This is a genomic window from Synechococcus sp. MVIR-18-1 (genome assembly GCF_014279835.1).
Classification (GTDB): Bacteria; Cyanobacteriota; Cyanobacteriia; order PCC-6307; family Cyanobiaceae; genus Synechococcus_C.
Window position 1 is genome coordinate 685,755 of the sequence record NZ_CP047942.1, and the last position, 13,977, is coordinate 699,731.

Annotated in this window: 3 protein-coding genes; 1 reads left to right on the forward strand and 2 read right to left on the reverse strand. The window is 41.5% G+C overall.

From position 1 onward, the window contains the following. Positions 1-3,132: a hypothetical protein gene (locus SynMVIR181_RS03695; RefSeq protein ID WP_186590024.1), complete on the reverse strand. Its 3,132-nt coding sequence runs from the start codon at positions 3,130-3,132 to the stop codon at positions 1-3. Next, positions 3,126-12,767 (reverse strand): hypothetical protein, encoded by a 9,642-nt coding sequence (locus SynMVIR181_RS03700; protein WP_186590025.1) that lies wholly within the window; start codon positions 12,765-12,767, stop codon positions 3,126-3,128. Before SynMVIR181_RS03700 ends, SynMVIR181_RS03695 begins: the two co-directional genes overlap by 7 nt. A gap of 247 nt (positions 12,768-13,014) precedes the next feature. Here SynMVIR181_RS03700 and SynMVIR181_RS03705 point away from each other — a divergent pair, with 247 nt between their 5' ends. Next, positions 13,015-13,530, forward strand: coding sequence for a LysR family transcriptional regulator (locus SynMVIR181_RS03705; protein WP_186590026.1), 516 nt, complete (start codon positions 13,015-13,017; stop codon positions 13,528-13,530). The last annotated feature ends 447 nt before the right edge of the window (positions 13,531-13,977 follow it).

The following is a 13,977-nucleotide window of genomic DNA, read 5'->3' on the forward strand; positions in this document are numbered from 1 at the left end:
TCAGCTTAGATCACTATTTTTGGTATTGACCATATTGCGTACACTCAAGTCACCAATATTAGTGTCTACCAGTCTAGCTATAGATGCAACTTCAATAGAATCAGATGCTTTAAGGTCTGAGGTTGAGATACCTTTGACAGATGCTGCGAACAGATAACCCTCAGCTAATTCGGTATTTTCGTTGTACGCATGTTCAACCATAAGTACTCTATCTGCAGTACCGCTTAGGCCAGAAATGACTCCAGCTATTTTACTCTTGACTTTATCAGCAGTATTGTAAGCATTAGACGTGTTGGTTGAAAGTGTTTCAACTCTTTCTTCTTCGATCATTAACAAGTCTTGATTTATTGCAAAGCTATTAGAATATCGTGTCGAATATATTCCGTTTGAGATGGCATTTTCTGATCCGTAAAAAACACCAACATCATCTTTGACGACGTCAAAGTTTGTTACTGTTGTGTACCCGAGGCTTCCAGAATTTACAAATTTACTAATGTCAGAATTTAGAATCAATTCATCTTTTACGCCATCTTTACTACCTAAATCTACTGAAGCTATGCCTGAATGAGTTAAAGCAGACGAGAGCTGAATAATGTTTGAACCCGCATCACCTTTAACGTCAAAGGATGATAGTCCAGAAACTGAAGTTATTCCTTTAAGATCAATCTTGCTTCCCACATTTCCTGGATTATCAGAAACATTAACGGCAGCATTTGAGCCAGTTGCTTCTATCTCTGTTAGTGCACCGAAGTGGGATGATGCCTTACTCGGATCAAAGGAATCACCACTCATTCCAATGTTTACATTATCACCTGTTATTATTATCTTATTTATTTTATTGAGTTGAGCTGCTTGTGCGTTACTGATGTTAAGGCTGGAATCAATTAGCAATTCAAAATTAGTTCCTGACGTAATGTCTTTTAAATCTGTTAGATCTTGAGTGCCACTGTAGCCTGTAAGTTGAATATTAGTTGCTTGTCCTAGTAAAGAGTCGGTTTGACTGGGATTTAAATTCTTCAATGTGGAGGCTAATGCCGTTGCAGAATCTTTGATTGATCCTTCAACTGAACCAGTAGTGAGATCAGAAACTGACTTGAATTTATCAATGGTGGGGATATCTGTAATTACAGCCTTAAAGCTTGTTGGTTTTGTATTAAATCCATTAACTGAAGTTACAATGTCATTTGCCGAACCTGTGATCTTAGATATTGCGGATCCGTTGATATTTCCAGTAGTCTCGGCTTTGATCTTAGTAATATCTGCTGTTGTTAAATCACCAGTCGTAATAGTCACGTTACCCGTATGAGTTGTTACATCTCCAGCGAAAGCAGCTATAAGATCAGCAGCACTACCGGTTAGTGGACCAGTGGTGTCTTTCAAAGTGATAGACCCATCTGTCGCGGCATTAAAGGCTTTTAGTTGACTAAGGTTTAGAGCATCAGAGATAGTGAGATCTGCTTTCGAAGCAACAACTTTAGTGTTGCCCGTAATCAATGCAGCTGTTAGTTGAGATGTGCTGCCTGTAATCGATACATCATTAGTAACAGTTACAGTTCCTGCTGTTTTTCCGCCCAAGGTGCTGAGGTCAGTTGCAGTGACTCCAGTTCCTTTTGCATCATTAATAGTGACTGTGATGTTATCAGTAGAAGCAGTAGTTAGCGATTTAAGGTCGTCTATAGAAGCAGGTGCAAGAGTTGCTGTGATAACACCATCAGTTTTGGCCGCAATGGCATTCAGTTGAGAAACTGTTGGATTACCAGTAATCGTGACCGTTGCTTTAGATGCCACAACTTCGGAACCACCACTCACTAATGCAGCAGTGACTTCAGCAGCAGTACCTGTAATTGCTACAGCTTTGGAAACAGTCACTGCACCTGCTGTTTTCCCTCCCAATGCACTGAGGTCAGTTGCAGTGACCGCAGTTCCATCAGCATCATTAACCGTGATTTTGATGTTATCTGTTGAGTCAGTAGCTAGTGAACCAAAACTGGCAAGAGAACCAGCCGCAAGAGTTGTTGTAATAACACCTGTTGTCTCGGCTGCAATTGCATTGAGTTTGGTAATTGATGGATTACCGCTAATCGTGGCTGTTGCTTTTGCGGCAACAACTTTGGAAAGTGAGGTTACTAACGCTGCGGTGACCTCACTTTCAGTACCTGAAATCGCAACAGCATTAGTAACAGTAACTGTTCCATTAGTTTGTCCACCGATATTGCTTAGTGTCGTTGCAGAAATGGAGGTCCCATTTGCATCATTTAAGACTACTGATGCATCATCAGAACCGCCCCCTAAGAAAACGCGTGAACCTGCGGTTACTAAAGCAGCAGTGAGTTCAGTATTGGATCCTGTAATCTCAACAGCTTTAGAAACAGTGACTTTGCCAACTGTTTTGTTGCCCAATGCACTGAGGTTTGCGGCAGTTACTGCAGTTCCAGCATTATCGTTAACAGTGACTGTGATGTCATCTGTAGAAGCAGTATTTAGTGCACCAAGATTGGCAAGAGTATCAGCAGCAAGAGTTGCTGTTACAACACCATTTGTCACGTTTGCAATGGTATTAAGTTGAGAAATCTTTGGAGTTCCTGTAATGGTAACTTTTGCTTTTGCTGCAACAACTTTTGAACCTGGTGTGAATAACGCTCCGGTTACTTCAGATGTACTTCCGGTAATCGCTACTGCATTATCAACAGTAACGACGCCTGCAGTTTTTAAGCCCAATGCTTGAAGGTTAGCTGCAGTGACTGCAGCATTATCTGCATCATTAACTGTTACTGTTATCATGTCTGTCGATGCAGTATTCAGTGCATCAAGATTTTCAAGAGAATCAGCGGCAAGAGTTGCTGTGATAACACCATCAGTTTTTTCTGCAATTGCATTGAGTTTGGTAATTGCTGTATTACCGCTAATCGTGGCTGTTGCTTTTGCGGCAATAACTTTTGAACTCCCGGTTACTAAGGCTGCGGTGACTTCACTCTCAGTACCTGAAATTGCAACAGCATTAGTAACAGTAACGGTACCTGTGGTTGCTGCGCCGATGTCACTTAATTCTTTTGCAGTGATCGCAGTTGAATTAGCATCGTTAACAGTAACAACTGCATCTGAGACAACAACTTTTGAACCTGCGGTTACCAAGGCAGCAGTGAGTTCAGTCTTAGATCCTGTAATCGCAAAGCTTTAGAAACAGTAACGGTGCCTGCTGTTTTGTTGCCCAATGCACTGAGGTTTGCGGCAGTTACTGCAGTTCCAGCATTATCGTTAACAGTGACTGTGATGTCATCTGTTGAATCAGTAGCTAGTGCTCCAAGATTAGTAAGAGTATCAGCCGCAAGAGTTGCTTTGACAACACCTGTAGTCTCGGCTGCAATTGCATTGAGTTTGGTAATTGCTGAATTACCGCTAATTGTGGCTGTTGCTTTTGCGGCAACAACTTTTGAACTCTCAGTTACTAAGGCTGCGGTGACTTCACTCTCAGTGCCTGAAATAGCTACAGCATTAGTAACCGTAACGGTACCTGCGGTTGCTGCGCCGATGTCACTTAATTCTTTTGCAGTGATCGCAGTTGAATCAGCATCATTAACAGTAACAACTGAAGTTGCAGCAACAACTTTTGAACCTGTGGTTACTAATGCAGCAGTGAGTTCAGTCTTAGATCCTGTAATCGCAACAGATTTAGTAACCGTAACGGTACCTGTGGTTGCTGCGCCGATGTCACTTAATTCTTTTGCGGTGAACGCAGTTCCAGCATTATCGTTAACAGTAACAACTGCATCTGATACAACAACTTTTGAACCTGCGGTTACTAATGCAGCAGTGAGTTCAGTCTTAGATCCTGTAATCGCAACAGCTTCAGAAACAGTAACGGTGCCTGCTGTTTTGCCGCCCAAGGTACTGAGGTCAGTTGCAGTAACCGCAGTTCCATCAGCATCATTAACCGTGACTGTGATTTTATCTGCTGAATCAGTAGCTAGTGCACCAAAACTGGCAAGAGAACCATCCGCAAGAGTTGTTGTAATTACACCAGTTGTCTTGTTTGCAATATCATTGAGCTTGGTAATTGCTGGATTACCGCTAATCGTGGCTGTTGCTTTTGCGGCAACAACTTTTGAACTCGCGGTTACTAAGGCTGCGGTGACTTCACTCTCAGTACCTGAAATTGCAACAGCATTAGTAACCGTAACGGTACCTGTGGTTGCTCCGCCGATGTCACTTAATTCTTTTGCAGTGACTGCAGTTCCATCAGCATCATTAACAGTAACAACTGCATCTGTGACTTCAACTCTTGTAAGAGGAGTTACTAATGCAGCTTTGAGTTCAGTCTTAGATCCTGTAATCGCAACAGCATTAGTAACAGTGACTGTGCCTGTGGTTGCTGCGCCGATGGCACTTAATTCTTTTGCAGTGACTGCAGTTGCATCAGCGTCGTTAACAGTAACAACTGCATTTGTCACTCCAACTCCTGAACCTGGTGTTACTAATGCAGCTGTAAGTTCAGCAGCAGAACCTGTAATTGCAACAGCTTTAGAAACATCAACGGTGCCTGCTGTTTTGTTGCCCAATGCACTGAGGTCAGTTGCAGCAACCGCAGTTCCATCAGCATCATTAACCGTGACTTTGATGTTATCTGTTGAATCAGTAGCTAGTGCACCAAAACTGGCAAGAGAACCATCCGCAAGAGTTGTTGTAATTACACCAGTTGTCTTGAGTGCAATATCATTGAGCTTGGTAATTGCTGGATTACCGCTAATCGTGGCTGTTGCTTTTGCGGCAACAACTTTTGAACCTGAGGTCACTAAGGCTGCGGTGACTTCACTCTCAGTACCTGAAATTGCAACAGCATTAGTAACAGTGACAGTGCCTGCTGTTTTGCCGCCCAAGGTACTGAGGTCAGTTGCAGTGACTGCAGTTGCATCAGCGTCATTAACCGTGACTGTGATGTTATCTGTAGAAGCAGTAGTTAGTGCACCAAGATTTTGAAGAGAATCAGCGGCAAGAGTTGCTGTAATAACACCATCAGTTTTTGCTGCAATTTTATTTAGATCAGAAACTGTTGGACTACCAGTAATTGTGACCGTTGCTTTAGCAGCAACAACCTCGGATCCACCACTCACTAATGCAGCGAGGACTTCTGCTGTAGTGCCTGTAATGGCAACAGCATTAGTAACCGTAACGGTACCTGTGGTTGCTCCGCCGATGTCACTTAAAGCTTTTGCAGTAAGCGTTCCAGAATTATCATTAACAGTAACAACTGCATCTATGACTTCAACTCTTGTATTTGCGTTTACTAATGCAGCTGTAAGTTCAGCTGCAGAACCTGTAATCGCAACTGCTTTAGTTACAGAGACGGTGCCTGCAGTTTTGCTGCCTAATGCACTGAGGTCAGCTGCAGCGAGTGCGTCTCCATCTGCATCGTTAACAGTGACTGTGATTTTATCTGCTGAATCAGTATCTAGTGTACCAAAACTGGCAAGTTTACCAGCCGCAAGAGTTGTTGTAATAGCACCAGTTGTCTTGAGTGCAATTGCATTGAGTTTAGAAATATCTGGATTACCACTAATTGTGGCTGTTGCTTTTGCGGCAACAACTCTTGAACCTTCGGTTACTAAGGCTGCGGTGACTTCAGACTCAGTTCCTGAAATTGCTATGGCGTTAGCAACAGATACGGGGGTTCCAGTTTTTCCGCCCAATGCGCTGAGTTTAGTTGCAGCGATTTCTGCTCCATTTCCATCACCGACGGTAATCGAGATTTTATCGGTTGGATCAGTAGTTAGTCCTTCAAGATTGGCAAGAGTATCAGGAGCAAGAGTTGCTGTAACAGCGCCAGTTGTCTTGCCTGCAATAGTATTGAGTAAAGCGATTGAAGGATTATCGCTAAATGAGACGAGTGCTTTACTAGCTTTTACTTCTGTTCCAGCCAAAGCAGTATTGATTTCAGATGAAGTACCTGAAATCACAACTGCCTTATCAAGACTGATAGTTTTGTTTGTTTTTCCAGCCAGGGTGCTGAGGTCAGCTGCAGCGAGTGCGTCTCCATCTGCATCAGTCAAGGTGATTGAGATATCGTCAGTTGCTGCAGTAGCTAGTGAATTAAAGTCTGCAACTTTTCCATTAGCAAGAGTTGTTGTAATAACACCAGTTGTCTTGGTTGCAATGGCATTCAGTTCTGAAATTGATGGATTCCCAGTAATCGTGACAGTAGCTTTATTGACCTCAACTTTTGAACCTTCGGTTACTAAGGCTGCGGTGACTTCAGCAGCACTACCTGTAATTGCTACAGGATTTTGGACAGTAACGGTGCCTGCTGTTTTGTTGCCCAATGCACTGAGGTTAGCGGCAGTGACCGCTGTTCCAGCATTATCGTTGACAGTGACTGTGATGTCATCTGTAGAAGCAGTATTTAGTGCACCAAGATTGGCAAGAGTATCAGCGGCAAGAGTTGCTTTGACAACACCTGTAGTCTCGGCTGCAATTGTATTTAGTTTGGTAATTGCTGGATTACCGCTAATCGTGGCTGTTGCTTTTGCGGCAACAACTTTTGAACTCTCGGTTACTAAGGCTGCGGTGACTTCACTCTCAGTACCTGAAATTGCAACAGCATTAGAAACAGTAACGGTACCTGCGGTTGCTCCGCCGATGTCACTTAATTCTTTTGCAGTGACTGCAGTTGCATCAGCGTCGTTAACAGTAACAACTGCATCTGAGACAACAACTTTTGAACCTGCGGTTACCAAGGCAGCAGTGAGTTCAGTCTTAGATCCTGTAATCGCAACAGCTTTAGAAACAGTAACGGTGCCTGCTGTTTTGTTGCCCAATGCACTGAGGTTTGCGGCAGTTACTGCAGTTCCAGCATTATCGTTAACAGTGACTGTGATGTTATCTGTTGAATCAGTAGCTAGTGCTCCAAGATTAGTAAGAGTATCAGGCGCAAGAGTGGCTGTGACAACACCGTCAGTTTTGGCCGCTATGGAATTTAGTTGAGTAACTGATGGATTACCAGTAATCGTGACTGTTGCTTTCGGAGCATCAACGACAGAAGAACCACTCAGCAAAGCAGCATTAACTTCAGTTGTCGTTCCAGTAATCGCTATAGCATTAGTAACAGTGACGGTGCCTGTAGTTGCTCCTCCAATTTTGATTAAATCTGCTGCTGTAATAGCATCATCTTTCGCATTAGTAATTGTGATGGGGCCAGTATGAGACGTAATTCCATCCAACCCCAACACCAGGTCAGCAACTTCACCTGAAAGGGCCATATTGGGCACACCAAGCTTAATCGTACCGTTAGTAGCATCATTGATAAACTTCAACGCAGAGAGGTTGGTACCATCCTCAATGGTGATTTCACCTGTATATTTTGTGATTGTTCCAGCAAAAGCGTCTACTAGATCGGCTGCTTTCCCAGATAGAGCCCCCGAAGTATCTTTAAGTTCGATTTCTCCATTCGTTTCGGAGTTAATGTGTTTTAGTTGGTCAAGATTTGGTTTATCAGTAATGGTGATTTTCATACCGATAACACCTGATTCCGCTCTGACTGCTCCAGCAAATGCAGCATCTAAATCAGCGGCTGTTCCTGTAAGAGCGTGGTTGGGTTGTTTTAGAAATATGTCTCCCCCAGTTGCTATGGAATTAATTGTCTTTAGTTGAGATACATTTATAGCATCATTAATTGTAATTGGGCCAGTCCATACATTTATATCTCCTTTGAATGCATCAATAATATCATTTGCAATTCCTTTAGCGTGGGTGTTTGTTCTTTGAAGTACGATTTTACCTTTTGTTGCGTCATTAATAGTTTTTAATTCAGCAATAGTTGGTGCAGTTGAGAGAACAATTTGTGCGTCGTATTGATGGTCTAAATTACCTGTCATTGCAGCAGCTACATCGATCGCAGTCCCAGTCAATGGGATATCATATCTGTTAAGAGTGATTCTGCCTGTCGTCGCATTGTTAATTGCTTTTAATTGTTTGAGATCATGTGGTGTAGTAAGATTTATATTTCCTGTGTATGTGCTTGTGAATGTTCCACTAAGTGCTGATTCGATATCAGTAGCTGAGCCAGTTAGCGGTACTGAGTAGTCGGTTAATGTGATTGTTCCTGTAGTCGCACCATTGATTGCTTTTAATTCAGCAAGGGTGTGCGCATTCTGAATAGTGACTGGGCCTGTATATTGAGCTGCAAAATCTCCGCTTAGAGCATTTTTCACATCTGTAGCACTTCCTTTGAGTTCTACTTCATAATCTTTTAGCGTTATTGTTCCGCTTGTTCGTTGGTTAATTGATAACAACTGGCCTATATTATGCGTATCTTCAAGTTTTACATTGCCTTTGTAGTCAATTAAGTCATTAATTGTAGCCGCTACGTCTGATGAACCTCCTTCGAGTGCAATCGAATTGTCAAGTGTGATTTTACCGTCTTTAACAGCAGTAATCTTAGCGATTTCGCTAATTGTTGCCGCTGTCTCCAGTTTGATCACTCCTTTGTAGGTGTTTGGATCCATACCTTTAAGGGCTGCTGCAACTTTTGTGCCTGAGCCAGTAAGGGGTATGGTGTTGTCATGTAGGGTTATGGCACCTTCTGTATGATTGTTAATTATTTCGAGTTCATTTAACGTGTGGTTATCTGTAAATATGACGTTTCCTAAATATGGACTTCCAAGATTTTCGGTTAGGACATCTTTGATATCAGCTGTTTTTCCATTTAGTGGCATTGAGTAATTCTTCAAGTTAATCTGACCACTTGTCGAGCCAGCTACAGCTTTTAATGTATTCAGATCATGATTATCAGTAAATGTTACTGATCCAATATGGCCTGTAATTCCTAATAACGCATGTCCAAGATCTGCATTCGTTCCTTCTAAAGGACCGCCTGGTTTTCCAAGTGTTATTGCACCAGTTGTTGCAGCATTAATTGCTTTGAGTTGAGTAACAGTCGGTTCATCAGTAATGGTGACCGTACCCGTGTGGGGTGTAACTGTTCCGGCGAATGCGGCAACGAGATCAGCAGCTTTACCTTCTAGAGGACCGTTTGCATCAGCCAAAGTGATAGCACCTGTAGTTTCTGCATTAATTTCCTTGAGTTGAGCAACCGTAGGAGCATCAGTAATTCTGACCGTACCCGTGTGGGTTGTAACTGTTCCAGCAAAACCAAGGATAATATCTGCAGCAGTACCTGAAAGCGCTCCGTCGGTCTTGCCAAGGGTAATCGCACCGTTCGATGCACCGTTAATTGTTCTTAGTTGACGAAGAGTTGGAGCGTCAGTAATTTTGATCGTACCAGTCTGAGCGGTGATAGCTCCATCCAATGCAGCTGCTAAATCTTCAGCAGTACCCTCTAGAGCATTGGTTACATCATCGCGAGTAATCCTACCTGTTGTTTCTGCATTAATTGTTTTGAGCTGAGAAACAGTTGTAGCATCAGTAATTTTTACTGTGCCCGTGTGGGTTGTAACTGTTCCGGCGAATGCGGCAACAAGATCGGCAGCAGTACCGCTTAGAGCACCGGTTGGATCACCAAGAGTGATCGCACCGGTTGTAGCACCATTAATTGCTTTTAATTGGGTAACGTCTGGGGCATTAGTAAGGGTTACAGCACCTGTATATGTAGCTGCGAAGGTTCCAGCCAATGCAGCTGTTACATCTGCAGAGCTACCACTTAAATCAACAGTGTAATCATTAAGAGTGATAGTTCCACTTGTTGCATTATTAACTGTTTTAAGTTGCGCGAGAGTATGAACATCTGTGAAAGTGACATCACCTGAGTAGCCAGTTACACCTTTAAAGGCCGCTGAAAGATCAGATGAATTACCTGTAACTGCTATACCATTATTGCGTTGAATATGAACCCTGAGAGTTTCAACTTGTGAATTCAGAGAAGTTTGGACTGCATCAACGACAGTATCGAGAGCCGCAATCTCAGAGCTGAGGTTAGTTTTGGCTGTATCTACGACAGTATCGAGTGCTGCAATCTCAGAGCTGAGGTTAGTTTTGGCTGTATCTACGACAGTATCGAGTGCCGCGATTTCAGCACTGAGGTCAGTTTTAGCTGTATCTACGACAGTATCGAGTGCTGCGACATCATCTTTGACGCCTTTGATTTCAGAACTGAGATTAGTTTTAGCTGTATCTACAACAGTATCGAGTGCTGCGATTTCAGCACTGAGGTCAGTTTTAGCTGTATCAACAACAGTATCAAGTGCCGCGATTTCAGCACTGAGGTCAGTTTTAGCTGTATCAACAACAGTATCGAGTGTAGCTACGTCAGTTTTGACGTTACCAACATCAGTTTTAACGCCAGCGATATCAGTTTGGACATCGGTTTTGAGTGTAGCGACGTCAGTTTTGACGTTACCAACATCAGTTTTAACGCCAGCGATATCAGTTTGGACATCATTGATCAAATTTGCAGTTGTGTCAATTTTGCCTTCCATTACCTGAAGTTTGTCGTCAATCGATTCTGTGTCAAAGCCAAACACATCATTAGCATGTAAACCACTAAACTGCTTCGTGGTTTTGTTGTAGGTAATCCCAGCAACAGATGTTTTTTCATCAATTATCAGATGCTTGAGAGCTTCTGATTCACTGTAATTTAATTCAATTTTTCTAGTTGGCGTTGAACCGAATACAGTGGAGCTTTCCTGGAACTCAACATCTACATTTGTTGGTAAACTCCCAGATTCAATATATTCTTGTATTGCAGATGACCTGTCTCTGATAATAAGTTTGGTTTTGTTCGCAGTATTGACCTCGATCGTGCGTTGTCCAATCCTTTCTGCTTGTGCAGCTGTAACCGTGAGTGTGCCATCAGCCCCACCGGATGCAAGGTCTAATTTAACAACTCTGTCATCCAAGAGGTTGTAATTAAGGGCATTAATGATATTGGTTTCTGAATCCGCAATAATTACTTCATCATTGTTGTATGCAGGTAAGTTCCTGAATTGATCAACTGTTAATACAAGATTTGGTGCCGACTTAACAGTTATGTCTTTTACATTAGCGTTAACAGCTTGCATCAGCATGGAACCAATTCCAGCACTCGTGTCTGAAATCAATACAGCTCCAGTTATTCTTCCATCTAATTTATCAGCTTCTGCAGCAGATAAGGTTATCTCTCCTCCATCGGTGATTTGGAATGTTACTCCGTTTTTTAATCCCGAGAAATTTGTACCGAATTGTGTGAAGAGATCTTTTAGTTGAGCGGCGGTACCAAGAACAGTGATTTCAACATTTTTAAGGCTATTAAAAGCATTACTAGTATCTCCACCTGTGATTTGCAGGTACTGTGACAAAGTTAAATCAATCTGTGTTCCAGTTGTACTGTTTAGAGCTTTAACATCTTTGAATGAATTTAGAACATCAGGGTCTTGTGTTACAAGTAAATTTTGTATATTTACTGCTGAATCAGATATTCTTACTTTATTTTCGAATGTTGCGTTGATCTTTGCAAGCTCTGTAAACTCGTTAGCGGTAACGGATGTGCCTGAGAAATTTATTTGAAGTGAAGGAGCGGAACTACGAGTATCTAAGTCTGCTGACAGATTTCTCAGAGTATGAATATCTGAGGTTGTAACATTGTTTATGGTTAGGGTGTCAATGTTGTTAATTAAATTTGGACCTTGCGAACCAGGTGTTTTGGCAACGAGCTTTAGGTCAACAAGAAGCCCTAGATCTTTTAGATTTTGAGTTCCGTCGCTAACTAGTTCAATAGAAACATCTCCACCTCCTGTATTGACAATTTCGGTACCTCTGTGATTACTCCAGAACATTACCTGAGTTACTGTATCAAGCTTTATAAAGGTTTTTGCATCAAGTTTTAAGGTTTTATTATCTGAGATTTCAACTTTATTAAAGGAAGCAGTTTGTCCTTCAGTTAACTGTGGAAGGACGAGACTCAAATTTGTGCTGCTATCTTTAAGAACTATATTATTACCACCCTGTGTATATGGTGTTACTCCCATTCTTGGCAATGAAAGAGATTGTGATGTATTTAGACTTCCACTCTCTGACCAATAGTTGTAACCATCAGCGTGAAGTGTAGGTGCTGTGGACTTTGTGGCGAGATATTCGGAAGTATTTCCTATCTCGACCTTGCCTGTTTCAGGTATATCAGTTGGCTTATAGGGTTTGACCTTCGAGGCAATGTTTTTTGGAAGGTTTTGAGATGTTCTTGTTAAATTGGTATCGGATTTATTCTCAATATCAGCCAATATGCTTGGAGTATTTTTTAAAATATCTGCAAATTCAGTCGCTGTTAAGCTTACTTTTACTGTTCCTTCAAAGTCACTTACTGCTGTGGGAGTGGAACCTGAAGAACTGATAGTTAAAGTAGGCGATTTACCAAAGCCTTCTCTGCTTGAAGCTATTAATATATTCCCATCTAATGTTAATACAGAATTATCACTACTTGAAGAACTGTATGTATTAAGTATTGCATCGCTACCACCATTTTTAATTAAATCCTTAGAGGCGATTTGTGCCCCATCTAAACTAGATAAACTAGGTTCATCAATAAATGTTAAACCAGCAGTTCGGATTGCAGCTACCGCTGAATCACTAATGGAAAGATCTGTACCTTTATTTAATGCTAGTTGAACTGTTGCTCCTGCATTTTTAACCGCGACAACGCTTGCAGCTGTAGTTGATGTAGAGAAATCGTTGAAATCAGCGCTAGTGCCTACAACAATGACTCTGTCAATTCCACGCGCTGTTACTACTTCCTTGACACCACCAAGCTTAATACCTTCAAGACTTACCAGAAGAGTAGAAGAGTTCATTGCCAATATGCAGTCTTAATCATTGGATGGTATTTGACCTCTGGTGACGTGTTTTCTCGCTTGTACCACTAAATAGTTTGGCTCCAATATGTACTTGCTGTTCGAGATAGCGGCATAAATGCTTACTTGCTTACCCGATTAATGGGTTATTTATACCCATTTATAGGTATTTACACCTTAGAACGTATTATTTATTTATTTATTTTTGATAGATTGAGCTTATAATCTGAACAGATTCTTTGGGCAGTTGCCTGATCCTTGGCTTGATTTTTTTGTTTTCGACTGGGTCCTTCTGACTGGTTCCACAACTTCTGCTGCCGATAGTTTGACGCTCCCTCAAAGCACGGTTTCAAGGCGTTTCAGGTCATTCTCTTCTCAACATCCCGTTGAAGTCAGGCGTCAAGGTAATGCTTATTCGATCATCTCTGGTGCTGACTACGTAAGCCAAATGAGATTTCTGTTTGCGCGGTTTCGGAGTCTTACTAGTCAGTTTACTTGGGCAATTCCTGGTCCATTTCATTCCTCTATAGCTCCAAGGTTTCTTCCTGGTTTTGCAATATCTCTCGATCATGAATCCTATCCGAACTACTCTAAGTTGCTTGCTGATCGGTATCTTGATATCGTATATTCTCCTGGTTTTTCGGATCCTTCAGATGGCCTTCCATTCCTTTCTTCAGAGCAGTACTCGGCTGACAGTGACACCTGTCTCAGCCTTCTCAAGTTTCGTGCAAATTTAAAAAGTAGCTTTCTTGATGTTCTTTAAGAAATTTTGAATACGTCTGTTTGTTTATCCTCTCTGTGACGTCGCCCTTGTGTAGGAATCAATATTCTTTTTTGATTTTTTGATTTTTTGATTTTTTGATTTTTTGATTTTTTGATTTTTTGATTTTTTGATTTTTTGATTTTATTGTCTTGTTTCCAGTATCTATTCCTTCTTAGTATCGCTTGAACTTGGTATATTTGTGAGATTGATTTTATTTGTTTGTTTCGGTCGTTATTGCTGATTCTTCATTCTTGAATTGATTTTTGTATTTGTCAGTTTTAGTTTGTTCTTTGTTTTCCTTATCGTTCGCTTTTCTGTTGTTTGCTGATGATCCCGAAACCTTTTGTATTCGTTTGCTTCTGTTATATTTCTGTCACATTTGAGGCTTAGTTTTCAAGTAGTATTGTTATTAGTGATTCTTTTGCAGTTTTTTAATCTTTCTTGTTT

Bases quoted from the DNA above. Each gene is read 5' to 3' on its own strand.
- SynMVIR181_RS03700 (WP_186590025.1), bottom strand. From the start codon at position 12,767: ATGAACTCTTCTACTCTTCTGGTAAGTCTTGAAGGTATTAAGCTTGGT.